Below are 23,669 nucleotides of genomic sequence, written 5' to 3'. Positions count from 1 at the left end.
ATTACCCTGAAGGATGGATAGAACACATGAACTTACATGAATATCAGGCCAAACAGCTGTTTGCCCGGTATGGCTTACCGGCTCCGGTGGGTTATGCCTGTACTACCCCGCGTGAAGCAGAAGAAGCCGCATCTAAAATCGGTTCCGGCCCGTGGGTAGTTAAATGTCAGGTTCACGCTGGTGGCCGTGGTAAAGCGGGCGGTGTGAAGGTTGTTAAGAGCAAAGAAGAAATTCGTGCATTTGCTGAACATTGGCTCGGCAAGCGTCTGGTCACTTACCAGACAGATGCGAACGGCCAGCCAGTCAACCAGATCCTGGTTGAAGCGGCAACCGACATCGCGAAAGAGCTGTATCTGGGCGCGGTGGTTGACCGTAGCTCACGCCGCGTGGTGTTCATGGCGTCTACCGAAGGCGGCGTGGAAATCGAAAAAGTGGCAGAAGAGACGCCACACCTGATCCATAAAGTGGCTATCGATCCACTGGCAGGTCCAATGCCTTACCAGGGCCGTGAGCTGGCGTTCAAACTGGGTCTGGAAGGCAAGCTGGTTCAGCAGTTCACCAAGATCTTCATGGGGCTGGCGACCATCTTCCTGGAGCGCGATCTGGCGCTGATCGAGATCAACCCGCTGGTGATCACCACTCAGGGCGATCTGATCTGCCTCGATGGCAAACTGGGTGCTGACGGCAATGCCCTGTTCCGCCAGCCGGATCTGCGCGAAATGCGTGACCAGTCTCAGGAAGACCCGCGTGAAGCACAGGCTGCTCAGTGGGAACTGAACTACGTGGCGCTGGATGGCAACATCGGCTGCATGGTTAACGGTGCGGGCCTGGCGATGGGCACCATGGACATCGTTAAGCTGCATGGCGGCGAGCCAGCGAACTTCCTCGACGTAGGCGGTGGCGCAACCAAAGAGCGCGTAACCGAAGCGTTCAAAATCATTCTCTCTGACGACAACGTGAAAGCCGTTCTGGTGAACATCTTCGGCGGTATCGTACGTTGCGACCTGATCGCAGACGGCATCATCGGCGCGGTAGAAGAAGTGGGCGTTAACGTTCCGGTTGTTGTGCGTCTTGAAGGTAACAACGCTGAACTCGGCGCGAAAAAACTGGCTGACAGCGGCCTGAATATTATTGCAGCGAAAAGTCTGACGGATGCAGCTCAGCAGGTTGTTGCCGCAGTGGAGGGGAAATAATGTCAGTTTTAATCAATAAAGATACCAAGGTTATCTGCCAGGGCTTCACCGGTAGCCAGGGGACTTTCCACTCCGAGCAGGCGATTGCCTACGGTACGCAGATGGTTGGCGGCGTAACACCAGGTAAAGGTGGCACCACGCACCTGGGCCTGCCGGTGTTCAACACCGTGCGTGAAGCCGTAGAAGCGACGGGCGCAACCGCGACCGTTATCTACGTTCCGGCACCGTTCTGCAAAGACTCCATTCTGGAAGCGATCGACGCTGGCATCAAACTGATCATCACCATCACTGAAGGTATCCCGACGCTGGATATGCTGACCGTGAAAGTGAAGCTGGACGAAGCGGGCGTGCGCATGATCGGCCCGAACTGCCCGGGCGTGATCACCCCAGGCGAATGCAAAATCGGCATCATGCCAGGTCACATTCACAAGCCGGGCAAAGTGGGTATCGTTTCCCGTTCCGGTACGCTGACCTATGAAGCGGTTAAGCAGACCACCGACTACGGCTTCGGCCAGTCCACCTGTGTGGGCATCGGCGGTGACCCAATCCCTGGCTCTAACTTCATCGACATCCTGAAGCTGTTCCAGGAAGATCCACAGACCGAGGCGATCGTCATGATCGGTGAGATCGGTGGTAGCGCGGAAGAAGAAGCGGCTGCTTACATCAAAGAACATGTAACCAAGCCAGTAGTCGGTTACATCGCGGGTGTGACCGCGCCGAAAGGTAAGCGTATGGGTCACGCAGGCGCGATTATCGCCGGTGGTAAAGGTACGGCTGATGAGAAATTCGCAGCGCTGGAAGCCGCAGGCGTGAAGACCGTTCGCAGCCTGGCGGATATCGGCGAAGCACTGAAATCCATCATTAAGTAAGTCCTCTCTGCGCCCTGAAAGGGGCGCGTTGAAATAAAAAATGTCCGTTTCGACATGGTTGGCCGCTGTAAAGCGGCCTTTTTTATTGCCTGCGTTTCGCCACGAGGGTGAATTTGTAATCGTCGGTATTGAACACGTTGCGGCTGTATTCGAAAACCCGGCCATCTTTCAGGAAACCGCGGGAGACTTTTTCCAGGATCGGTTTTGCCGGATCGAGCGCCAGCGCGGCAATCGCCTCTTCTGAGGGCATGACCGGCACCAGCTCCTGTTCACTGCGATCGATGACCAGCTTTTTGATCTGTTCAACGTAGTGGTATTTCGACTTTTCCATCACTTCCCAGGTGAGGTCGGGGAACATCGCCAGCGGCATCCAGGTTTCTTCCAGGTTTACCGGCTTCTGCTTGATGAAGCGTACGCGCTTGACGTGCCAGACCTTATCATCCTCGCCAATTGCCAGCGTAGCCGCGAGTCTTGTATCGGCTTTTACCACTTCAAAAATTTTAACGTCGCTGTGCGTATCAACGTTACGATCCGCCAGTTTTTCGTAAAAGCCGGTGAGCTGGTAAATGTCGTAATTGACCCGCTCCTCTTTTACATATGAACCACTGCCCTGGATGCTTTCGATGATCTGTTCGTCGGCAAGCAGTTTCAGGGCCTGCCGGACGGTGACGCGGCTGACGCTAAACGCCTCCTGAAGGCTGGATTCCGTTGGTAGCGCGTCACCCGGTTTTAATTCTCCGGCGTTAATTTTTTCGCGGAAGACATCCGCTATCTGCCGGTATCGCGGTTTATTGCCCATTTTATCGCGCCTGATTAATACCTTTTCTGAGAATTATGCATTCAACTAATGATTTGTAAATAATACAACTTAAATACAAATATTGGTGTTAGTGAAAATGATCACATAAATGTATTGTCCGCTCTGCCACAATCCTTCGCAGACTATAACGATGCAACTGTGAGGATCTCTATGAACCTGACGACCCTGACCGATCCGCGTGCTGTCTGCGTTCAGGCGCAGTTTACCCGCCGTGATGAGGCAATACGTCAGCTCGCGATGCGGCTGGAGGCGCTGGGCAAAATCACTGACGCCGAGGCTTTTCTGGTGGACGTTTTTCAACGGGAATCGCTTGGCCCAACCGCGCTGGGTGAGGGGCTGGCTGTCCCCCATGGCAAATCGGCCACGGTAAAAGAGGCGGCTTTTGCCGTCGCAACGCTGTGCGAACCGCTGGAATGGGAAGGGGTGGACGGGCCGGAAGAGGTCACGCTCATTTTCCTGCTCGCGATCCCTCCGGCGGAAGCCGGATCAACGCATATTGAGGTGTTAACGGCGCTCACGTCTCGCCTGGCGGATGACGATCTCAGGGCCCGCGTAATGGCGGCGACCACGGCAGAAGGTGTACTGACCGCGCTGGACGCCGCGCCCGGGGAGCAGGCCGACGCCATCCAGGAGAGTGCCCCGACTATTGTCTGCGTTACCGCCTGCCCGGCCGGGATTGCCCACACCTATATGGCGGCGGAGTACCTGGAAAAAGCGGGACGCAGGATGGGCGTCAACGTGGTGGTGGAAAAGCAGGGGGCGAACGGCATTGAGGGGCGCCTCACGTCACAGCAACTGCAGGAGGCCAGAGCATGTATCTTTGCCGCAGAAGTGGCGATCAAAGAGAGTGAACGCTTTGCGGGGATCCCCACCGTTTCCGTACCCGTTGCGGAGCCACTACGCCATGCTGAAGCGTTAATAGAACGCGCGCTGGCGTTAAAGCCTGCCGACGCTGCGCGGCATGCGCCCGTCGATACTGAAACAAAAAAGAGTGTCAAAACCGAGCTCAAGCAGGCGCTCCTGAGCGGCATCTCCTTTGCGGTGCCGTTGATTGTCGCCGGTGGTACGGTGCTGGCCGTGTCGGTATTGCTGGCGCAAATCCTGGGGCTGCAGCACTTGTTCGATCAGGAAAATTCGTGGCTGTGGATGTACCGCAAGCTTGGCGGCGGCATGCTTGGCATGCTGATGGTTCCCGTTCTGGCGGCGTATACCGCTTATTCACTGGCGGATAAACCGGCGCTGACGCCGGGTTTCGCTGCCGGTCTGGCTGCCAATATGATTGGTTCCGGTTTTCTGGGGGCCATCGCAGGCGGGCTGATTGCGGGCTACCTGATGCGCTGGGTGAAAAATCACATTCGCCTCAGTAGCCGCTTCAACGGCTTCTTAACCTTTTATCTTTATCCGGTTATTGGCGTGCTGGGCGCAGGCAGCCTGATGCTGTTTGTGATCGGCGAACCGGTGGCCTGGATAAACAACGCGCTCACCGCCTGGCTTAATGGCCTTTCTGGCGCGAATGCGCTGCTCCTGGGCGCGATCCTTGGCTTTATGTGTTCGTTCGATTTGGGCGGGCCGGTCAACAAAGCCTCCTACGCGTTCTGCCTCGGGGCAATGGCCAACGGGGTGTATGGCCCCTATGCAATTTTCGCCTCCGTCAAGATGGTCTCGGCCTTTACCGTGACGGCGTCAACGATGCTGGCGCCGAGATTGTTTAAACCGTTTGAAATTGAAACCGGCAAATCAACGTGGCTGCTTGGCCTCGCGGGCATTACCGAAGGGGCAATACCGATGGCGATTGAAGATCCCCTCCGCGTCATTGGCTCATTTGTGCTGGGCTCCATGGTGACAGGGGCGATTGTTGGCGCGATGGGGATCGGCCTGTCCACGCCGGGCGCAGGCATTTTCTCGCTCTTTTTACTTCATGATGCAGGGCTGAGCGGTGTGGTTGCAGCGGCAGGCTGGTTTGGCGCGGCGCTGGTGGGGACCGCTATCTCCACATTTATTCTGCTGCTCTGGCGACGTCAGGCGGTCAAAACGGGCAAATACATCACTGAAGACGCCATACCGTAAAACGCACAACACAGGAAACGAAGATGAAAGCTGTATCTCGCGTTCATATCACGCCGCATATGCACTGGGACCGTGAGTGGTACTTCACCACCGAAGAGTCGCGTATTCTTCTGGTCAATAATATGGAAGAGATCCTGACCCGTCTGGAGCAGGACGAGGCCTATAAATATTACGTTCTCGACGGACAGACGGCAGTGCTGGAGGATTACTTTGCCGTCAAGCCCGAAAACCGCTCGCGGGTGAAGGCACTTGTCGAGCGCGGAAAACTGATTATCGGCCCGTGGTATACCCAGACCGATACCACGATCGTCAGCGGCGAGTCGATTGTCCGCAACCTGATGTACGGTATTCGCGACTGTATGGCGTTCGGCGAGCCGATGATGATCGGTTATCTGCCGGATTCGTTTGGGATGTCAGGCCAGCTTCCGCATATTTATAACGGCTTTGGCATTACCCGCACGATGTTCTGGCGCGGCTGTTCTGAACGACACGGTACCGATAAAACGGAATTTCTCTGGCAGAGCCAGGACGGCAGTGAAGTGACGGCACAGGTGCTGCCGCTGGGCTATGCGATTGGTAAGTACTTACCTGAGGATGAGGCCGGGCTACGAAAACGGCTCGACAGTTATTTCGAGGTCCTGGAAAACGCCTCCATCACCAAAGAGATTTTGCTGCCCAACGGACACGACCAGATGCCGCTGCAGCAGAACCTCTTTGCGGTGATGGAGAAGCTTCGTGAAATCTATCCGCAACGTCAGTTTGTGATGAGCCGCTTCGAGGAGGTGTTTGACCATATTGAGGCGCGGCGCGATGAACTGGCGACGCTGAAAGGGGAGTTTATCGACGGGAAATACATGCGCGTGCACCGGACAATCGGCTCCACGCGCATGGACATTAAAATCGCCCATGCGCGTATCGAGAATAAAATCGTCAACGTGCTTGAGCCGCTGGCGACGCTTGCCTGGACTCTCGGCTTCGACTATCACCACGGTCTGCTGGAGAAAATGTGGAAAGAGATCCTCAAGAATCACGCCCACGACAGCATCGGCTGCTGCTGCAGCGACAAGGTGCATCGCGAGATTGTCTCCCGCTTTGAGCTGGCGGAGGACATGGCAGACAACCTGGTGCGCTTCTATATGCGCAAGATTGTCGACAACATGCCGCAATCCGACGCCGATAAGCTGGTGATGTTCAACCTGATGCCCTGGCCGCGTGAAGAGGTGATGAACACCACGATTCGGCTGCGCGCCAGCCAGTTTCGTCTGCGTGATGAGAAAGGCAACGAGATCCCGTATTTCATTCGCAGCGCGCGCGAGCTCGACCCTGGTCTCATTGACCGGCAGATTGTCCATTACGGCAACTACGAACCGTTTATGGAGTTTGATATCCAGCTCAGCCAGATCCTGCCGTCGATGGGCTACCGTACGCTGTTTATTGAACCGCACGTAGCCGGAAAGGTGCTCTCTCCGGCGCAAAACACCGGTGCTTTACTCGAAAATGCTTTCTGGCAGATTGATATAAACGACGACGGTACGCTGCGTCTGCGCGACAAAGAAACCGGCCTGATTTACGACCGGGTACTGGAGATTGAAGAGAGTTCGGATGATGGCGATGAGTACGACTACTCGCCTTCACGGGAAGAGTGGAGGCTCACTTCGGCACAGGGCGAGCATCAGGTTGACGTCATACACGAAGCCTGGCAGAGCAGGGCGGTGATCCGCCACCGTATTGCTGTACCGGCAAACCTCTCTGAACGCGCTGCACGTCAGCGAAAGGGTTCTCTTGAGGTGGCATTTGACATTACGCTCAGCCACAACAGCAGACGTATTGATGTGGCGGTGCGTCTGGATAACCAGGCGGATGACCACCGCGTTCGGGTGCTGATCCCCACACCGTTTACGACTCAGCACGTGCTCGCGGATACGCAGTTTGGCACCATTACTCGCCCCGTGCAGGACGCTGCGATGCAACGCTGGCAGGAAGAGGGCTGGAAAGAAGCGCCCGTTCCTGTCTGGAATTTGCTCAACTATGCCGTGCTGCAGGAAAAGCGAAACGGGCTTGCGCTGTTTACAGAAGGACTACGTGAATTTGAAGTGGTGGGCGATACCAAAAAAGCCTTTGCGCTGACTCTGCTGCGCGGCGTGGGGTTACTCGGAAAAGAAGATTTGCTGTTGCGCCCTGGCAGACCTTCGGGGATTAAGATGCCCGTCCCGGATTCCCAGATGCGTGGTCCGTTAACCTGCCGTTTTAGCCTGTTCAGTTTCAGTGGCACCCCTGAAAGCACGGGTGTCGCGCAGCAGGCTAAGGCGTGGTTAACGCCGGTGCAGTGCTATAACAAGATCCCCTGGGATGCGATGAAATTAAACCGTGCGTCGTTCACCACGCCGGAAAGTTACAGTCTGCTGGCGCTTTCCCCGACGGGATGCGTGCTCAGCGCGCTCAAAAAAGCGGAAGATCGGGATGAACTTATTCTTCGCCTGTTCAACCCTTCGGAGTCCAGCGTCTGCGAGACGACGTTATCCGTTAACCCGGCGTTGAAACGGTGCGGCGAAACGGACCTGAATGAACGGTTACTGGATGATCGTGAAGAGCAGGGGATTACCGGCACGTTCAGACCGGGGCAGTCACGAACCTTTAGCATTCTTCTTGCCTGAAAAACGAAAAAAGGCTGCCAAGTGCAGCCTTTTTTCATTAAATAGTCACGCTACGGTGTTAACTTATAGAGCGCGAAAAGTAAATTAAATGTAATTTCGAAGGGTTGCAGTCAAACTCTGGAAAAATAACCTGGCCCGACTACGCTTTAAGGATTGCCCCGCGTCGAAAAGGTGTTTTTCTTTTGCGTTAATTAAAATCACTTCTGTTTATATTTTTTCCCTTCTTCGATAACCAATCACAGCTTTGTATGCACATATCGTTAACATGGTTTTTACCATTCTTACCGCGTTTAAACATAGTTAACATCGGTCGTTGTTTTTGATTTAAATCAAAGTTTAATCCTTGGAAAAAGCTGCTTAAAAGCGCTAAATTGTCCCCGATCAAAATGGTCGAAAAGTGGTAATTTTGCTATAAATTGATCGCCGTCGAAAAACGTAAATATGATTCAATAAAAACCTGTTTATTGTAAGGGTTTTGCAGCGTATTATATTTGCGGGACCAATTTGAGTTTTTTATTAACGTATTTGTAACCTTTCATCACTGCTTTTTCATTCTGTAGAGAATAGGCAACGAAGAAGGGGAGCAGATAACTTTGTATTGGGGCATGCGTGTGGATCCTTTTCCTGGGGTTCACTCTCGGAGTCTTCATGCGATGAGCAAGGAGTCATAATGTTAGACGTAGTCGAACTGTCGCGCTTACAGTTTGCCTTGACCGCGATGTACCACTTCCTGTTTGTGCCGCTGACGCTCGGTATGGCGTTCCTGCTGGCCATCATGGAAACGGTATACGTTCTGTCCGGCAAACAGATTTATAAAGATATGACCAAGTTCTGGGGCAAGTTGTTTGGTATCAACTTCGCACTGGGCGTGGCTACCGGTTTGACCATGGAGTTCCAGTTCGGGACTAACTGGTCATATTATTCCCACTATGTAGGGGATATCTTCGGTGCGCCGCTGGCCATTGAAGGTCTGATGGCCTTCTTCCTCGAATCCACCTTTGTAGGTCTGTTCTTCTTCGGCTGGGACCGTCTGGGCAAAGTCCAGCATATGGCGGTGACCTGGCTGGTGGCATTAGGGTCTAACCTGTCCGCGCTGTGGATCCTGGTGGCAAACGGCTGGATGCAGAACCCGATTGCGTCTGATTTCAACTTCGAAACCATGCGTATGGAGATGGTCAGCTTTGCCGAGCTGGTCCTGAACCCGGTTGCTCAGGTTAAATTCGTCCACACCGTGGCCTCTGGCTATGTGTGCGGCGCGATGTTCATTCTGGGCATCAGCTCCTACTATATGCTGCGTGGTCGTGACTTCGCCTTCGCTAAACGTTCCTTTGCTATCGCTGCAAGCTTCGGTATGGCTGCCATCCTCTCCGTTATCGTGCTGGGTGATGAATCCGGTTATGAAATGGGTGACGTACAGAAAACCAAGCTCGCCGCAATCGAAGCTGAATGGGAAACCCAACCGGCCCCGGCTGCCTTTACCCTGTTCGGTATTCCGGACCAGGACGCCCAGGAAAACCGCTTCGCCATTCAAATTCCTTATGCGCTGGGTATCATCGCCACCCGTTCTGTTGACAAACAGGTGACGGGTCTGAAAGAGCTGATGGAGCAGCACGAAGGCCGTATCCGTAACGGTATGAAAGCCTACGCTCTGCTGGAACAGCTGCGTGCCGGTTCTACCGACCAGGCCGTTCGTGACCAGTTCAACGACGTGAAGAAAGATCTGGGCTACGGTCTGCTGCTGAAACGCTATACCCCGAACGTCTCCGACGCGACGGAAGCGCAGATCCAGATGGCAACCAAAGACTCTATTCCACGCGTAGCGCCACTCTACTTTGCATTCCGTATCATGGTAGGCTGCGGCATCATCATGCTGCTGATCATTGCGGCGTCCTTCTGGTCTGTGATTCGTAACCGCATCGGCGAGAAAAAATGGCTGCTGCGTACGGCGCTGTATGCTATCCCGCTGCCGTGGATCGCAATTGAGTCCGGCTGGTTTGTTGCGGAGTATGGACGTCAGCCATGGGCGATTGGTGAGGTGCTGCCAACGGCGGTGGCCAACTCCTCGCTGACAGCAGGCGATCTGATCTTCTCAATGCTGCTGATCTGTGGTCTCTACACCCTGTTCCTGGTGGCTGAACTGTTCCTGATGTTCAAGTTCGCGCGCCTTGGCCCAAGCAGCCTGAAAACCGGTCGCTATCACTACGAGCAGTCCGGTGTGACTACTCAGCCGGCACGCTAAGACAGGAGTCATCAAATGATCGATTATGAAGTATTGCGTTTTATCTGGTGGCTGTTGATCGGTGTTCTGCTGATCGGTTTTGCTGTCACGGATGGTTTCGACATGGGGGTGGGGATGCTCACCCGTTTCCTCGGTCGTAATGACACCGAGCGTCGAATCATGATCAACTCCATCGCCCCGCACTGGGACGGTAACCAGGTGTGGCTGATCACCGCAGGCGGCGCGCTGTTCGCTGCCTGGCCGATGGTTTACGCGGCTGCGTTCTCCGGTTTCTACGTGGCGATGATTCTGGTTCTGGCGTCTTTATTCTTCCGTCCGGTCGGTTTCGACTACCGTTCCAAGATTGAAGACACCCGCTGGCGTAACATGTGGGACTGGGGCATCTTCATTGGTAGCTTCGTTCCACCGCTGGTGATTGGTGTGGCATTCGGTAACCTGCTGCAGGGTGTACCGTTCCACATGGACGAGTACATGCGTCTTTACTACACCGGTAACTTCTTCCAGCTGCTGAATCCGTTTGGTCTGCTGGCAGGCGTAGTCAGTGTGGCGATGATCATCACCCAGGGCGCAACCTATCTGCAGATGCGTACTGTTGGTGAGCTGCATCTGCGTTCACGTGCAACGGCTCAGGTTGCTGCTCTGATCACACTGGTCTGCTTCGCGCTGGCAGGTGTTTGGGTGGTCTACGGTATTGATGGTTACGTGGTGACGTCTGCGATTAACCACGTCGCGCCGTCTAACCCGCTGACCAAAGAAGTGGCGCGTGAGGCCGGTGCATGGCTGGTGAACTTCAACGCGATGCCTGTGCTGTGGGCTATTCCGGCGTTGGGTGTGTTGCTGCCGCTGCTGACGGTTCTGACGTCTCGTCTGGAAAAAGGCGCTCTGGCGTTCGTGTTCTCATCACTGACGCTGGCGTGCATCATCCTGACTGCAGGTATCGCTATGTTCCCATTCGTGATGCCATCCAGCACCATGCTGAATGCTAGCCTGACCATGTGGGATGCAACCTCCAGCCATATGACGCTGAACTTAATGACTTATGTTGCTTGCGTGTTCGTTCCGATTGTTCTGGCCTACACCATCTGGTGTTACTGGAAAATGTTCGGTCGTATCACTAAAGAACATATCGAAAGCAACACCCACTCTATGTACTAAGTAAGGAGCTGAATATGTGGTATTTCGCATGGATTTTAGGGACGCTTCTTGCCTGTGCTTTTGGTGTCATCACTGCCCTGGCGCTTGAGCACGTTGAAGCGACCAAAGCGGGTGAAGAAAAACACTAATGAAGATTATCGCAACGTTATATGCGGTAATGGATAAGCGCCCGTTACGGGCGCTTTCTTTAGTGATGGCATTACTGCTGGCAGGGTGTATCTTCTGGGACCCTTCGCGTTTTGCAGCGAAGACCAGCGAGCTTGAGATCTGGCACGGCTTTCTCATTATGTGGGCGGTGTGCGCAGGTGTGATCCACGGCGTAGGCTTTCGTCCGAAAGCGATTCACTGGCAGGGCATTTTCTGCCCGCTTATCGCCGATATCGTGCTGCTTGCTGGATTGATTTTCTTCTTCTTCTGAATAAGAAATGTCCGTTAACCATATGGGCTTACCCGAGCCCATAAAAATTTACTCTCCGTTTACTTTCTCCCATTCCAAACCATCATTCCCGCGCGTATAGTAGCGAAGTTTAAAGCATAAACTTTTGTTGCATTACCGGGATGTAAAGTGAATACAACGCTGTTTCGATGGCCGGTTCGTGTCTATTACGAAGATACCGATGCCGGTGGTGTGGTTTACCACGCCAGCTACGTTGCTTTTTATGAACGGGCACGCACAGAGATGCTGCGCTATCATCACTTTAGTCAACAGGTACTGTTGGCTGAGCGAGTTGCCTTTGTGGTACGCAAGATGACGCTTGAGTATTTTGCGCCTGCCAGACTCGACGATATGCTCGAAGTCCAAACTGAAATTACATCAATGCGCGGAACCTCGCTGGTTTTCACGCAGCGGATAGTCAATGCAGAGAACACCGTACTGAACTCAGCTGAAGTACTGATTGTCTGTGTTGATCCAACCATAATGAAGCCTCGTGCGCTTCCTAAGTCTATTGTCGCGGAGTTTAAGCAGTGACTGACATGAATATCCTTGATTTGTTCCTGAAGGCAAGCCTTCTGGTTAAACTTATCATGCTGATTTTGATTGGTTTTTCAATCGCATCCTGGGCCATCATCATCCAGAGAACGCGTATTCTCAATGCGGCTGGCCGTGAAGCGGAAGCGTTTGAAGATAAGTTCTGGTCGGGTATCGAACTGTCCCGTCTGTATCAGGAAAGTCAGGGTCGTCGCGATAGTCTCGCTGGCTCCGAACAAATTTTCTACAGCGGATTCAAAGAGTTTGCCCGTCTGCATCGCGCGAACAGCCATGCACCTGAAGCGGTGGTGGAAGGGGCCTCGCGTGCGATGCGTATCTCTATGAACCGCGAGCTGGAAAATCTCGAAACACACATTCCCTTCCTGGGAACGGTGGGGTCCATCAGCCCGTATATCGGCCTGTTTGGTACGGTGTGGGGGATCATGCACGCCTTTATCGCGCTGGGCGCAGTGAAGCAGGCGACGTTGCAGATGGTTGCACCGGGTATTGCAGAAGCACTGATTGCAACCGCTATCGGTCTGTTTGCGGCAATCCCGGCGGTTATGGCTTACAACCGTCTGAACCAGCGCGTGAATAAACTGGAACTGAACTACGACAACTTCATGGAAGAGTTCACCGCGATTCTGCACCGTCAGGCGTTTACCAGCACCGAGAGCAACAAGGGGTAAACCATGGCCAGATCGCGTGGACGAGGTCGTCGCGAACTCAAGTCCGAAATCAATATCGTTCCGCTGCTGGACGTACTGCTGGTGTTGCTGCTGATCTTTATGGCGACAGCGCCCATCATTACCCAGAGCGTGGAAGTTGATCTGCCGGATGCGACAGAATCACAGGCGGTAAGCACCAATGACGATCCTCCGGTCATCATTGAGGTTTCCGGCGTAGGGCAATACAGCGTCGTGGTAGAGAAAGATCGTATGGATCAGCTACCGCCGGAGCAGGTGATTGCTGAAGCGCAACGACGCCTGGAGTCAAATCCGAAAACGGTCTTCTTAATCGGTGGTGCGAAAGACGTGCCTTACGATGAAATTATTAAAGCGCTGAACTTGCTACATAGTGCGGGTGTTAAGTCTGTCGGCTTAATGACTCAGCCTATTTGATCATCCGCGTAGTTTTTGGGAACCGATAGTGTCAAAGGCAACCGAACAGAACGACAAGCTTAAGCGAGCGATAATCGTCTCCGCAGTGCTGCATGTGATCCTTTTTGCAGGGCTGATCTGGAGTTCGTTCGACGAGCATATTGATGCATCAGGCGGCGGTGGCGGTTCTTCTATCGACGCCGTCATGGTGGATCCCGGTGCGGTCGTGCAGAACTATAACCGTCAGCAACAGCAGCAGGCGAGTGCAAAACGGGCTGAAGAGCAGCGAGAAAAACAGGCGCAACAGCAAGCGGAGGAACTGCGTGAAAAGCAGGCCGCCGAGCAGGAACGTCTGAAGCAGCTTGAGAAAGAGCGTTTGCAGGCGCAGGAAGCCGCGAAAGAGCAGGCACAACAGCAGAAGCAAGCCGAAGAGGCCGCGAAGAAAGCCCAGGAACAGCAAAAGCAGGCGGAAGAGGCGGCAGCGAAAGCCGCAGCGGATGCCAAAGCACAGGCTGATGCCCAGGCGAAATTAGCGGCAGAAGCGGCGAAGAAAGCCGCTGCCGACGCCCAGAAGAAAGCGGAAGCGGAAGCCGCGAAGAAAGCCGCCGCTGATGCTCAGAAGAAAGCGGAAGCAGAAGCCGCGAAAAAGCCGCTGCTGATGCTCAGAAGAAGCGGAAGCCGAAGCCGCGAAAAAAGCGGCTCAGGAAGCCGAGAAGAAAGCGGCTGCCGAGGCTGCGAAGAAAGCCGCTGCTGCCGAGAAAGCTGCCGCAGAAAAAGCCGCCGCTGCTGAAAAGCGGCTGCGGAGAAGAAAGCTGCCGCCGAGAAAGCGGCTGCCGACAAAAAAGCTGCAGCTGAGAAGGCTGCTGCCGATAAAAAAGCGGCTGCTGAAAAAGCTGCAGCGAAAAAGGCTGCTGCAGAGAAAGCCGCTGCCGCTGCGGGCGTTGACGATCTGCTGGGCGATCTCAGTTCCGGTAAGAATGCGCCGAAAACAGGCGGTGGGGCGAAAGGAAACAACGCAGCACCGACAGGAAGTGGTAACACTAAGAGCAACGGTGCGACAGGGGCTGAAATCAATGGCTATGCTGCGCAGATTAAATCCGCTATCGAAAGCCGATTCTATGATGCGTCTTCCTATACCGGTAAAACGTGTACGCTGCGTATAAAACTGGCGCCGGACGGCATGCTTCTTGATATTAAGTCTGAAGGTGGGGATCCCGCTTTGTGTACTGCAGCTCAGGCTGCAGCACGTCAGGCGAAGATGCCTAAACCACCGTCTCAGGCAGTCTACGAAGTCTTTAAAAATGCACCGCTGGACTTCAAACCTTAAGTTACATTTTCCCCGTGCAAACGGGGAAAAATAGACCAGGTTTAGTCACAGGGTTTAGTAGTTTTGTCTATTTGGGTTTGTTAACATTCTGCTAAATTATCGTGGGTAAGGTTACCCAGATAAGGGAGATATGATGAAGCAGGCATTACGTGTAGCATTTAGTTTCTTAATGCTGTGGGCAGCTGTACTGCACGCAGAAGTACGTATCGAGATCACCCAGGGGGTGGACTCGGCACGCCCAATCGGTGTAGTTCCATTCCAGTGGGCTGGCCCTGGTGCGGCGCCTGAAGATGCCGGCGGCATCGTGGCAGCTGACCTGCGTAACAGCGGTAAATTCAACCCGTTAGATCGTTCTCGTCTGCCTCAGCAGCCGGGTAGCGCGCAGGAAGTTCAACCTGCCGCATGGTCTGCACTGGGCATTGATGCCGTGGTTGTGGGTCAGGTTACCCCTAACCCGGACGGCTCTTACAACGTGGCCTGGCAGCTGGTGGATACCGGCGGTGCACCGGGTACCGTTCTGGCTCAGAACTCTTACAAGGTCACTAAACAGTACCTGCGCTATGCGGCTCACGCTGCCAGCGATGCGGTATTCGAAAAACTGACCGGTATTAAAGGTGCGTTCCGTACCCGTATCGCCTATGTGGTACAGACCAACGGCGGCCAGTTCCCGTATGAGCTGCGCGTCTCTGACTACGACGGTTACAACCAGTTCCTGGTGAAACGCTCTTCTCAGCCGCTGATGTCTCCAGCCTGGTCTCCGGACGGGTCTAAACTGGCTTACGTGACCTTCGAAAGCGGTCGTTCTGCGCTGGTTATTCAGACGCTGGCTAACGGTGCTGTTCGTCAGGTGGCGTCGTTCCCACGTCACAACGGTGCGCCTTCGTTCTCGCCGGACGGCTCTAAGCTGGCCTTTGCGCTGTCCAAAACCGGTAGCCTGAACCTGTACGTGATGGACATTGGTTCTGGTCAGATCCGTCAGGTGACGGATGGTCGCAGCAACAACACGGAACCATCATGGTTCCCGGACAGCCAGAACCTGGCGTTTACCTCTGACCAGGCAGGCCGTCCACAAATCTATAAAGTGAACATCAACGGCGGGGCTCCGCAGCGTATCACCTGGGAAGGCTCTCAGAACCAGAACGCAGATGTGAGCAGCGACGGTAAATTTATGGTAATGGTCAGCTCCAACGGTGGGCAGCAGCACATTGCCAAACAAGATCTGGTAGCGGGTGGCGTCCAAGTTCTGTCGTCAACGTTCCTGGATGAAACGCCAAGTCTGGCACCTAACGGCACTATGGTAATCTACAGCTCTTCTCAGGGGATGGGATCTGTGCTGAATCTGGTTTCTACAGATGGGCGTTTCAAAGCGCGTATTCCGGCAACTGATGGACAGGTAAAATCCCCTGCCTGGTCGCCGTATCTGTAAATAATAATTAATTGATTACTAAAGGAATCATAGAAATGCAACTGAACAAAGTGCTGAAGGGGCTGATGATCGCTCTGCCTGTAATGGCAATCGCAGCGTGTTCTTCTAACAAGAACGCCAGCAATGACCAGAGCGGCGAAGGCATGATGGGTGCCGGCACCGGTATGGACGCGAACGGCAATGGCAACATGTCCTCTGAAGAGCAAGCGCGTCTTCAGATGCAGCAGCTGCAGCAGAACAACATCGTTTACTTCGATCTGGATAAATACGACATCCGTTCTGACTTCGCTGCGATGCTGGATGCTCACGCTAACTTCCTGCGTAGCAACCCGTCTTACAAAGTCACCGTAGAAGGTCACGCGGACGAACGTGGTACTCCAGAGTACAACATCTCCCTGGGTGAACGTCGTGCTAACGCTGTTAAAATGTACCTGCAGGGTAAAGGCGTTTCTGCTGACCAGATCTCCATCGTTTCTTACGGTAAAGAAAAACCTGCAGTACTGGGTCATGACGAAGCGGCTTACGCCAAAAACCGTCGTGCCGTACTGGTTTACTAAGAGAATTGCATGAGCAGTAACTTCAGACATCATCTGTTGAGTCTGTCGTTACTGGTTGGAATAGCGGCCCCCTGGGCCGCTTTTGCTCAGGCACCAATCAGTAGTGTCGGCTCAGGCTCGGTGGAAGACCGGGTCACTCAACTCGAGCGTATCTCTAACGCTCACAGTCAGCTTTTAACCCAACTCCAGCAACAACTTTCCGATAACCAAACTGATATCGACTCCCTCCGTGGTCAGATTCAGGAGAGCCAGTATCAGCTTAACCAGGTTGTGGAACGTCAAAAGCAGATCTTGCTGCAGATTGATAGCCTGAGCAGCGGGGGGGCAGCAGCGCAACCAGCAGCGGGCGATCAAAGCGGAGCGGCCACAGACGCGCCAGCGCCTTCAGCCGATGCCTCTGCTGCGACAGGGGCGCCTGTGCAGAGTGGTGACGCGAACACGGATTACAACGCGGCCATTGCACTGGTACAGGATAAATCGCGCCAGGATGATGCTATCGTTGCGTTTCAGAACTTCGTTAAGAAGTACCCGGATTCCACTTACCAGCCAAACGCAAATTACTGGCTGGGTCAGTTGAATTACAACAAGGGTAAAAAAGACGATGCGGCGTTTTATTTCGCTTCTGTGGTGAAAAATTACCCCAAATCGCCAAAAGCGCCTGATGCGATGTTTAAGGTCGGCGTGATCATGCAGGACAAAGGTGACACTGCGAAAGCCAAAGCGGTTTATCAGCAGGTGGTTGCAAAATTCCCGGGCACGGAAGGGGCCAAACAGGCGCAAAAACGTCTGAGTTCGATGGGATGATTATCGCATGACCAGAAATCGCGTTATTTCTGGTCGTGCAGCATGATTACTAAGCAGTTAAGTGATCTTCATCGAAATTTTTGTTGCGCAGAATTCTTAAATCAGTAATATATGCCGCCGTTGCCACGGGATATCAAACAACGTGAAAGCAGCGTAAAAGTGGGTCGTTAGCTCAGTTGGTAGAGCAGTTGACTTTTAATCAATTGGTCGCAGGTTCGAATCCTGCACGACCCACCACTTAAAGCAGTTCCGGCAGTACAGAGTGGGTGATTAGCTCAGTTGGTAGAGCATCTCCTTTACACGGAGGGGGTCGGCGGTTCGAGCCCGTCATCACCCACCACTCGGGTCGTTAGCTCAGTTGGTAGAGCAGTTGACTTTTAATCAATTGGTCGCAGGTTCGAATCCTGCACGACCCACCAATTTTAATGTCTTACTCAGATATTAAACGTGAAGGATAACGTTGCTTTAGCAACGGCCCGAAGGGCGAGGCGAAGCCGAGTCATCCTGCACGACCCACCACTTCAAACGTGGAACCGAGTAAAATCTTCGAAGTCAGCACCCGAATGGGTCGTTAGCTCAGTTGGTAGAGCAGTTGACTTTTAATCAATTGGTCGCAGGTTCGAATCCTGCACGACCCACCACTTCGAAGAAAAATCCCGCAAGGGGTCGTTAGCTCAGTTGGTAGAGCAGTTGACTTTTAATCAATTGGTCGCAGGTTCGAATCCTGCACGACCCACCAATGTTAAAAAGCGCCCTAAAGGCGCTTTTTTGCTATCTGCAATACAACAAATGCTCCGCACATCTATTCCCGGTGACTTTTCACTCCAGATTCGCTATCTTGTTTAGTATACAAAACACAGTTGCCCTGCGTTTTGCTATGTCAGGCAAAAGAAAGGCAATATTGTTAAGCCAGTAAAACGAGAAGCCATAATGAGCGTGATGTTTGATCCTGAAGCCGCAATCTATCCCTTCCCGCCGAAGCCTGTTCCGCTGAGCATGGATGAAAAGCAGTTCTACCGTGAGAAAATCAAGCGTCTTCTCAAAGAGCGAGATGCCGTGATGGTGGCACATTACTACACCGATCCGGAAATCCAGCAGCTGGCGGAAGAGACCGGAGGCTGTATTTCTGACTCTCTGGAGATGGCGCGCTTTGGTGCAAAACATCCTGCTTCCACGCTCCTGGTTGCGGGGGTGCGTTTTATGGGGGAAACGGCAAAAATCCTTAGCCCTGAAAAAACCATCCTGATGCCAACGCTGAACGCGGAGTGTTCACTGGATCTCGGCTGTCCGATTGACGAATTCTCGGCCTTCTGCGATGCCCATCCTGACCGGACCGTGGTGGTGTACGCCAATACGTCCGCTGCAGTGAAAGCGCGCGCAGACTGGGTTGTTACGTCGAGCATCGCCGTTGAACTGATTGAGCACCTGGACAGCCTGGGTGAGAAGATTATCTGGGCACCCGACCGCCATCTGGGAAGCTACGTCCAGAAGCAGACCGGGGCAGACGTGCTCTGCTGGCAGGGCGCCTGCATCGTTCATGACGAGTTCAAGACGCAGGCACTGTCCCGCATGAAGGCGCTTTACCCTGATGCCGCTATTCTTGTTCATCCTGAATCACCGCAGTCGATTGTCGACATGGCCAATGCCGTGGGTTCAACCAGCCAGCTTATTAATGCTGCCAGAACGTTGCCGCATAAGCAGCTTATCGTGGCGACCGATCGCGGTATCTTCTACAAGATGCAGAAGGCCGTGCCGGAGAAAGAGCTCCTCGAAGCGCCAACCGCAGGCGAGGGGGCCACGTGCCGCAGCTGTGCGCACTGCCCGTGGATGGCGATGAACGGCCTGAAAGCGATTGCCGAAGGGTTAGAAACCGGCGGTGCGGCGCATGAAATCCATGTGGATGCCGCTCTGCGTGAAGGCGCGTTAGTTCCACTTAACCGCATGCTGGATTTTGCGGCTACACTACGTACTTAATTCACTACGTCCCGGGGAAAAGATGGATTTTTTTAGCACACAAAACATTCTGGTTCATATACCGATTGGTGCAGGTGGCTATGACCTGTCATGGATTGAGGCCGTTGGCACGCTGGCGGGATTACTCTGTATCTGGCTCGCAAGCCTGGAGAAGATCAGCAATTACGCGTTCGGGCTCATTAACGTTACGCTGTTTGCGATTATCTTCTTCCAGATCCAGCTCTACGCAAGCTTGCTTTTGCAGCAGTTCTTTTTTGCGGCCAATATCTACGGGTGGTACGCGTGGTCTCGGCAGAACAGCCAGCAGGAGGCCGAGCTGCAGATCCGCTGGTTACCCTTGCCGAAAGCCATCGCCTGGTTTGTCGCGTGTGTGGTCGCCATTGGTTTAATGACGGTCTACATCAACCCGGTATTTGCTTTCCTGACCCGCATTGCTGTGGTGGCCATGTCCGGCATCGGGTTACAGGTGACAATGCCTGTGCTTCAGCCGGATGCTTTCCCGTTCTGGGATTCCTGCATGATGGTGTTGTCCATTGCGGCGATGATCCTGATGACCCGTAAATACGTTGAGAACTGGCTGCTGTGGGTCATCATCAATGTCATCAGCGTGGTGATTTTCGCCCTGCAGGGCGTCTATGCGATGTCTCTGGAATATCTGCTGTTGACCTTCATTGCCCTGAACGGAAGCCGGATGTGGATTAACAGCGCGCGTGAGCGAGGCTCTCACGCGCTCTCCAGTTAATGGTGGTGATGATGTGAATGGTCGGACTGCGCCTCATTCAGGTGGCAATCCGGCCCGTTACAGGGCTGGTACTCCATCTGGATGGTCGCGTGACCAATTTCATAGTGATGTTCAAGAAAGTGCTGGATGCGTTCGAGCAGCGCATCGTGGTCGTGCGGCGGGATCACCTGGACGTGCAACGTCATAACCGGTTTCTCGCCCACCAGCCAGACGTGTACGTGGTGGACGTTACGTACTTCAGGAACTGAACGATGCAGATTACGTTTTAACTCGGCGATATCCACAGAGGCAGGCGCCCCCTCAAGCAACTCATTGACGCTCTCCTTCAATAGCCGCCAGGCGCTGCGTAACACCAGACACGAGACCAGTACAGAAAGAATAGGGTCGACAGGCGTCCAGCCGGTGTAGAGGATCACCAGTGCGGCAACAATGGCTCCCACCGAGCCCAGTAAATCTCCCATCACATGCAGAGCGGCGGCGCGTACGTTAAGGTTCTTTTCGCCACTGCCGCGATGCAAAATCCAGAAGGCCAGAAGATTGGCAAGCAGCCCCGCCACGGCGATCGCCATCATTGTCATCCCGGCGACCGGCTGAGGGTGTCTGAAGCGCTGAATGGCCTCCCAGACGATAAGAAGGGTAATGACCACCAGCGCAATCGCATTAACAAACGCGGCAAGCGTCGTCAGCCTCAGCCAGCCGAATGTATGGCGTGCATTAGGAGGACGACGGGCAAACTGTACGGCCAGGAGGGCAAAAAGCAGCGCTGCTGCATCGGTAAGCATATGTCCGGCGTCAGCCAGCAGCGCCAGGGAGCCGGAGATCAAACCGCCGATGACCTCAATAATCATGAAGGTGGCGGTAACGCCGAAGGCCAGCAGCAAGCGTTTAGCGTTGTCGTCGCCGGAGGCGTGGGAATGTGTGTGAGCCATGTTATCTTTCCTGATTCGTTATTGTTATTAGTGTAGCGTTTTTAATAAGTTACTCAAAAAGAAAGGAGAGCCTGAGCTCTCCTTTCGCAGTTAAATCAATAACCGGTTACTGGGTTGTACCATCCGTTTTGGTATTGGCATCATCGCCCACTTTGTCATTCGCGTCCGGGCAACGGCCGTCTTTACACATCGTGTTTTTGTGAACCTCATCCTTGCTCATATTGTCATGATTCATGGTACCGGAGTCGGTACCATCAGGGTGCAGCATCGTGCCGCCGGTGTTCGTGTTCCCGTTATTAATTTGGCTGTTATCGACATTGTTCGGGGCGACATTCTGTTTGGCATCAGGGGCCACCTGGCCTGCTGACGCAGCCGCGTTAGCATCGCCGTTACCCGATGAGCTCGTTTCAGCCGCAAGAACGCTGCCGCTTGCCAGGGTGAGGGTTGCCGTCAGGAAGAGAGTTGCCAGTTTCGTCATTTTCATCATGGTGCTCCTGTTCTTGTCGTTACGCTGGATAACATTCTCCAACAGTGCATCTTTTTCAGAGGCGAAAGATCCCGCCAGACGGACTTACGTCAGTAGGGAATCGCGTTTAATAAAGCAAAAATGGTTGTTACAGTTAAAAAGCTTAGGTTAGATCTCGTTTTTCGCTATTTTGTGGCGATTTTTAGGCGAATTCCAGGAATTATCTGCGTGAAGTGTAAAACCGTGTTTACACTTCCTGGTCGACAAGATAGATTGAAAGGATTGCTTTCATTACTAAAGATATGGCAGAGCTGGAAAGAAGATGAATTATCAGAACGACGATTTACGCATTAAAGAGATCAATGAGTTATTACCTCCTGTAGCACTCCTTGAGAAATTCCCCGCCACTGAAAATGCCGCAAATACGGTTTCTCATGCTCGTAAAGCGATCCACAAGATCCTGAAAGGTAATGACGATCGTCTTCTGGTGGTGATTGGCCCGTGCTCTATCCACGATCCTGCCGCGGCAAAAGAGTATGCCGCGAGACTGCTTAAGCTGCGCGAAGAGCTTAAAGATGAGCTGGAAATTGTGATGCGCGTGTACTTTGAAAAGCCGCGCACCACCGTTGGCTGGAAAGGGCTGATTAACGATCCGCATATGGACAACAGCTTCCAGATTAACGACGGCCTGCGTATTGCGCGCAAGCTGCTGCTGGAGATTAACGACAGTGGCCTGCCAGCCGCCGGTGAGTTCCTGGATATGATCACGCCACAATATCTGGCAGACCTGATGAGCTGGGGCGCCATTGGCGCGCGTACCACTGAATCTCAGGTTCACCGTGAACTGGCGTCCGGCCTCTCTTGCCCGGTGGGTTTTAAAAACGGTACCGATGGCACCATCAAAGTCGCTATTGATGCCATCAATGCGGCAGGGGCACCACACTGCTTCCTGTCCGTGACCAAATGGGGTCACTCTGCCATTGTTAACACCAGCGGTAACGGTGACTGCCATATCATTCTGCGCGGCGGTAAAGAGCCTAACTACAGCGCAAAACATGTCGCGGAAGTGAAGGTCGGGCTGGAAAAAGCCGGGCTGCCGCCTCAGGTGATGATCGACTTCAGCCACGCCAACTCCAGCAAGCAGTTTAAAAAGCAGATGGAAGTCGGCGCAGATGTTTGTCAGCAGATTGCTGGTGGCGAGAAAGCGGTGATTGGGGTGATGATTGAAAGCCATCTGGTTGAGGGTAACCAGAACCTCGAAGGCAGCGAGCCGCTGGTCTATGGCAAGAGCGTGACGGATGCCTGCATTGGCTGGGAAGATACCGACGCCATCCTGCGTCAGCTGGCAAATGCGGTAAAAGCCCGTCGCGGTTGATTCTTCCGGCACAAATAAAAAAGCGCGGAAGGCTCCGCGCTTTTTTTATCTCCGGCGAAAATTACTTCGCTTTACCCTGGTTCGCAACAGCCGCGGCTTTCGCTGCGATCTCATCCGCGTTACCCAGATAGTAGTGTTTGATTGGCTTGAAGTTTTCGTCGAACTCATACACCAGCGGTACGCCAGTCGGGATGTTCAGTTCGAGGATCTCGTCTTCACCCATGTTGTCCAGGTATTTCACCAGCGCGCGCAGGGAGTTACCGTGAGCGGCGATGATCACGCGCTCACCGCTTTTCAGGCGTGGCAGAATGGTTTCGTTCCAGTAAGGAACAACGCGGTCAATGGTCAGCGCCAGGCTCTCGGTGGTTGGCAGCTCAGCGTCGGTCAGTTTCGCGTAACGCGGGTCGTGGCCCGGATAGCGCTCGTCATCTTTGGTCAGCTCTGGTGGGGTTACCGCGAAGCCGCGACGCCACTGTTTAACCTGCTCGTCACCGTATTTCTCAGCGGTTTCGGCTTTGTTCAGACCCTGCAGCGCACCGTAGTGACGCTCGTTCAGTTTCCAGGATTTCTCAACCGGCAGCCAGGCCTGATCCAGCTCGTCCAGCACGTTCCACAGGGTGTGGATGGCACGTTTCAGCACAGAGGTGTAAGCAAAATCAAAGCTGAAGCCTTCTTCTTTCAGCAGTTTACCTGCCGCTTTTGCTTCGCTTACGCCTTTCTCAGACAGATCAACGTCGTACCAACCGGTGAAGCGGTTTTCGTTGTTCCACTGGCTTTCGCCGTGGCGCACCAGAACCAGCTTAGTAATAGCCATCTCTTACTCCTCAAGCATTTTTAGAATGATAACAATTCTCATTATATTGCCGTGGCCGTGCCAGCAGCAACGCTTAACCCTAACCATAGCGAAAATAGTCTCTGAGTGTAAGGTGCTTGTGAATCCAGGGTTATGATTTTGTCTGCGATTGGCGCTATTTTCAGCAAGGCGTGCAGAAAAAAGCCCTC

The 23,669-nt window shown here is 53.6% G+C and carries 21 protein-coding genes, 5 tRNA genes and 1 pseudogene; 23 read left to right on the top strand and 4 right to left on the bottom strand.

Features of this window, described 5'->3' with window-relative positions:
- The first annotated feature begins 26 nt into the window (after positions 1 to 26).
- Both sucC and sucD read left to right on the top strand, forming a co-directional pair.
- The gene (sucC, locus tag ECL_RS14750) at positions 27 to 1,193 is read left to right on the top strand and encodes an ADP-forming succinate--CoA ligase subunit beta (protein WP_006809579.1); all 1,167 of its coding nucleotides are present in this window, start codon (positions 27 to 29) and stop codon (positions 1,191 to 1,193) included.
- Positions 1,193 to 2,062 (top strand): succinate--CoA ligase subunit alpha, encoded by an 870-nt coding sequence (gene sucD, locus ECL_RS14745; RefSeq protein WP_008501094.1) that lies wholly within the window; start codon positions 1,193 to 1,195, stop codon positions 2,060 to 2,062. Before sucC ends, sucD begins: the two co-directional genes overlap by 1 nt.
- A gap of 82 nt (positions 2,063 to 2,144) precedes the next feature.
- Here sucD and ECL_RS14740 read toward each other — a convergent pair whose 3' ends face one another.
- Positions 2,145 to 2,861: a GntR family transcriptional regulator gene (locus ECL_RS14740; RefSeq protein WP_013097539.1), complete on the bottom strand. Its 717-nt coding sequence runs from the start codon at positions 2,859 to 2,861 to the stop codon at positions 2,145 to 2,147.
- 171 nt (positions 2,862 to 3,032) lie between these two features.
- Here ECL_RS14740 and mngA point away from each other — a divergent pair, with 171 nt between their 5' ends.
- From mngA to pnuC, 20 genes and pseudogenes are all read left to right on the top strand, one after another.
- On the top strand, positions 3,033 to 4,949 hold the full coding sequence (gene mngA, locus ECL_RS14735) for a PTS 2-O-a-mannosyl-D-glycerate transporter subunit IIABC (protein WP_013097538.1): 1,917 nt from the start codon (positions 3,033 to 3,035) through the stop codon (positions 4,947 to 4,949).
- A gap of 23 nt (positions 4,950 to 4,972) precedes the next feature.
- Positions 4,973 to 7,603: a mannosylglycerate hydrolase gene (mngB, locus tag ECL_RS14730; RefSeq protein ID WP_013097537.1), complete on the top strand. Its 2,631-nt coding sequence runs from the start codon at positions 4,973 to 4,975 to the stop codon at positions 7,601 to 7,603.
- A 670-nt stretch (positions 7,604 to 8,273) separates the two neighbouring features.
- Positions 8,274 to 9,842 (top strand): cytochrome ubiquinol oxidase subunit I, encoded by a 1,569-nt coding sequence (cydA, locus tag ECL_RS14725; protein ID WP_013097536.1) that lies wholly within the window; start codon positions 8,274 to 8,276, stop codon positions 9,840 to 9,842.
- A 15-nt stretch (positions 9,843 to 9,857) separates the two neighbouring features.
- Entirely contained in the window at positions 9,858 to 10,997 is a 1,140-nt protein-coding gene (gene cydB, locus ECL_RS14720) for a cytochrome d ubiquinol oxidase subunit II (protein WP_013097535.1), read from the top strand.
- A 14-nt stretch (positions 10,998 to 11,011) separates the two neighbouring features.
- Positions 11,012 to 11,125, top strand: coding sequence for a cytochrome bd-I oxidase subunit CydX (gene cydX, locus ECL_RS14715; protein ID WP_003858598.1), 114 nt, complete (start codon positions 11,012 to 11,014; stop codon positions 11,123 to 11,125).
- Positions 11,125 to 11,415, top strand: a complete 291-nt coding sequence (gene ybgE / locus ECL_RS14710) for a cyd operon protein YbgE (RefSeq protein WP_013097534.1) — start codon at positions 11,125 to 11,127, stop codon at positions 11,413 to 11,415. The genes cydX and ybgE overlap by 1 nt, the downstream gene beginning before the upstream one ends.
- Before the next feature lie 147 nt (positions 11,416 to 11,562).
- On the top strand, positions 11,563 to 11,967 hold the full coding sequence (ybgC, locus tag ECL_RS14705; RefSeq protein WP_013097533.1) for a tol-pal system-associated acyl-CoA thioesterase: 405 nt from the start codon (positions 11,563 to 11,565) through the stop codon (positions 11,965 to 11,967).
- Positions 11,964 to 12,656 carry a Tol-Pal system protein TolQ gene (tolQ, locus tag ECL_RS14700; RefSeq protein WP_013097532.1) on the top strand — a complete coding sequence of 231 codons (693 nt, stop codon included), beginning with the start codon at positions 11,964 to 11,966 and terminating at the stop codon, positions 12,654 to 12,656. Before ybgC ends, tolQ begins: the two co-directional genes overlap by 4 nt.
- Before the next feature lie 3 nt (positions 12,657 to 12,659).
- Positions 12,660 to 13,088 carry a colicin uptake protein TolR gene (gene tolR / locus ECL_RS14695; RefSeq protein WP_003858589.1) on the top strand — a complete coding sequence of 143 codons (429 nt, stop codon included), beginning with the start codon at positions 12,660 to 12,662 and terminating at the stop codon, positions 13,086 to 13,088.
- Between the two features lie 28 nt (positions 13,089 to 13,116).
- Positions 13,117 to 14,394: pseudogene (gene tolA / locus ECL_RS14690) on the top strand (cell envelope integrity protein TolA).
- Positions 14,395 to 14,527: 133 nt separating this feature from the next.
- Positions 14,528 to 15,820, top strand: coding sequence for a Tol-Pal system beta propeller repeat protein TolB (gene tolB, locus ECL_RS14685; RefSeq protein ID WP_013097529.1), 1,293 nt, complete (start codon positions 14,528 to 14,530; stop codon positions 15,818 to 15,820).
- Between the two features lie 35 nt (positions 15,821 to 15,855).
- A complete protein-coding gene (gene pal, locus ECL_RS14680; protein WP_006177214.1) occupies positions 15,856 to 16,377 on the top strand; it encodes a peptidoglycan-associated lipoprotein Pal in 522 nt (173 codons plus the stop codon).
- Positions 16,378 to 16,386: 9 nt separating this feature from the next.
- On the top strand, positions 16,387 to 17,181 hold the full coding sequence (gene cpoB, locus ECL_RS14675; RefSeq protein ID WP_013097528.1) for a cell division protein CpoB: 795 nt from the start codon (positions 16,387 to 16,389) through the stop codon (positions 17,179 to 17,181).
- Positions 17,182 to 17,342: 161 nt separating this feature from the next.
- Positions 17,343 to 17,418: transfer RNA gene (locus tag ECL_RS14670), tRNA-Lys, on the top strand.
- Between the two features lie 27 nt (positions 17,419 to 17,445).
- A tRNA-Val gene (locus ECL_RS14665) sits at positions 17,446 to 17,521 on the top strand.
- 3 nt (positions 17,522 to 17,524) lie between these two features.
- A tRNA-Lys gene (locus tag ECL_RS14660) sits at positions 17,525 to 17,600 on the top strand.
- Positions 17,601 to 17,746: 146 nt separating this feature from the next.
- A tRNA-Lys gene (locus tag ECL_RS14655) sits at positions 17,747 to 17,822 on the top strand.
- Positions 17,823 to 17,844: 22 nt separating this feature from the next.
- A tRNA-Lys gene (locus ECL_RS14650) sits at positions 17,845 to 17,920 on the top strand.
- 191 nt (positions 17,921 to 18,111) lie between these two features.
- The gene (nadA, locus tag ECL_RS14645) at positions 18,112 to 19,155 is read left to right on the top strand and encodes a quinolinate synthase NadA (protein WP_013097527.1); all 1,044 of its coding nucleotides are present in this window, start codon (positions 18,112 to 18,114) and stop codon (positions 19,153 to 19,155) included.
- Between the two features lie 22 nt (positions 19,156 to 19,177).
- A complete protein-coding gene (gene pnuC / locus ECL_RS14640) occupies positions 19,178 to 19,897 on the top strand; it encodes a nicotinamide riboside transporter PnuC (RefSeq protein WP_013097526.1) in 720 nt (239 codons plus the stop codon).
- Here pnuC and zitB read toward each other — a convergent pair.
- Positions 19,894 to 20,826 carry a CDF family zinc transporter ZitB gene (zitB, locus tag ECL_RS14635; protein ID WP_013097525.1) on the bottom strand — a complete coding sequence of 311 codons (933 nt, stop codon included), beginning with the start codon at positions 20,824 to 20,826 and terminating at the stop codon, positions 19,894 to 19,896. The genes pnuC and zitB overlap by 4 nt on opposite strands.
- Positions 20,827 to 20,932: 106 nt before the next feature.
- Positions 20,933 to 21,310 carry a YbgS-like family protein gene (locus ECL_RS14630; protein ID WP_020685076.1) on the bottom strand — a complete coding sequence of 126 codons (378 nt, stop codon included), beginning with the start codon at positions 21,308 to 21,310 and terminating at the stop codon, positions 20,933 to 20,935.
- 304 nt (positions 21,311 to 21,614) lie between these two features.
- On the opposite strand from ECL_RS14630, the gene aroG reads away from it, so the two are divergent.
- Complete coding sequence (gene aroG, locus ECL_RS14625) at positions 21,615 to 22,667, top strand: 3-deoxy-7-phosphoheptulonate synthase AroG (protein WP_013097523.1); 1,053 nt, start codon at positions 21,615 to 21,617, stop codon at positions 22,665 to 22,667.
- 61 nt (positions 22,668 to 22,728) lie between these two features.
- On the opposite strand, the gene gpmA is transcribed toward aroG, so the two are convergent.
- Entirely contained in the window at positions 22,729 to 23,481 is a 753-nt protein-coding gene (gpmA, locus tag ECL_RS14620; RefSeq protein ID WP_008501111.1) for a 2,3-diphosphoglycerate-dependent phosphoglycerate mutase, read from the bottom strand.
- Between the last annotated feature and the right edge of the window lie 188 nt (positions 23,482 to 23,669).

Origin of the sequence: Enterobacter cloacae subsp. cloacae ATCC 13047, assembly GCF_000025565.1 — a bacterium.
GTDB classification, from domain to species: Bacteria; Pseudomonadota; Gammaproteobacteria; order Enterobacterales; family Enterobacteriaceae; genus Enterobacter; species Enterobacter cloacae.
Note: the sequence above shows the minus strand (reverse complement) of the source record. Positions and strands in the feature narration are given on the sequence as shown.

Excerpts from the sequence above, each read along its gene's own strand:
- pal (WP_006177214.1), top strand. The coding sequence starts at position 15,856 with ATGCAACTGAACAAAGTGCTGAAGGGGCTGATGATCGCTCTGCCTGTA.
- sucD (WP_008501094.1), top strand. The coding sequence starts at position 1,193 with ATGTCAGTTTTAATCAATAAAGATACCAAGGTTATCTGCCAGGGCTTC.
- ybgE (WP_013097534.1), top strand. The coding sequence starts at position 11,125 with ATGAAGATTATCGCAACGTTATATGCGGTAATGGATAAGCGCCCGTTA.
- ECL_RS14630 (WP_020685076.1), bottom strand. The coding sequence starts at position 21,310 with ATGAAAATGACGAAACTGGCAACTCTCTTCCTGACGGCAACCCTCACC.
- mngA (WP_013097538.1), top strand. The coding sequence starts at position 3,033 with ATGAACCTGACGACCCTGACCGATCCGCGTGCTGTCTGCGTTCAGGCG.
- nadA (WP_013097527.1), top strand. The coding sequence starts at position 18,112 with ATGAGCGTGATGTTTGATCCTGAAGCCGCAATCTATCCCTTCCCGCCG.
- cpoB (WP_013097528.1), top strand. The coding sequence starts at position 16,387 with ATGAGCAGTAACTTCAGACATCATCTGTTGAGTCTGTCGTTACTGGTT.
- pnuC (WP_013097526.1), top strand. The coding sequence starts at position 19,178 with ATGGATTTTTTTAGCACACAAAACATTCTGGTTCATATACCGATTGGT.
- tolR (WP_003858589.1), top strand. The coding sequence starts at position 12,660 with ATGGCCAGATCGCGTGGACGAGGTCGTCGCGAACTCAAGTCCGAAATC.
- ECL_RS14740 (WP_013097539.1), bottom strand. The coding sequence starts at position 2,861 with ATGGGCAATAAACCGCGATACCGGCAGATAGCGGATGTCTTCCGCGAA.
- gpmA (WP_008501111.1), bottom strand. The coding sequence starts at position 23,481 with ATGGCTATTACTAAGCTGGTTCTGGTGCGCCACGGCGAAAGCCAGTGG.
- tolB (WP_013097529.1), top strand. The coding sequence starts at position 14,528 with ATGAAGCAGGCATTACGTGTAGCATTTAGTTTCTTAATGCTGTGGGCA.
- cydX (WP_003858598.1), top strand. The coding sequence starts at position 11,012 with ATGTGGTATTTCGCATGGATTTTAGGGACGCTTCTTGCCTGTGCTTTT.
- cydA (WP_013097536.1), top strand. The coding sequence starts at position 8,274 with ATGTTAGACGTAGTCGAACTGTCGCGCTTACAGTTTGCCTTGACCGCG.
- mngB (WP_013097537.1), top strand. The coding sequence starts at position 4,973 with ATGAAAGCTGTATCTCGCGTTCATATCACGCCGCATATGCACTGGGAC.
- sucC (WP_006809579.1), top strand. The coding sequence starts at position 27 with ATGAACTTACATGAATATCAGGCCAAACAGCTGTTTGCCCGGTATGGC.
- aroG (WP_013097523.1), top strand. The coding sequence starts at position 21,615 with ATGAATTATCAGAACGACGATTTACGCATTAAAGAGATCAATGAGTTA.
- zitB (WP_013097525.1), bottom strand. The coding sequence starts at position 20,826 with ATGGCTCACACACATTCCCACGCCTCCGGCGACGACAACGCTAAACGC.
- cydB (WP_013097535.1), top strand. The coding sequence starts at position 9,858 with ATGATCGATTATGAAGTATTGCGTTTTATCTGGTGGCTGTTGATCGGT.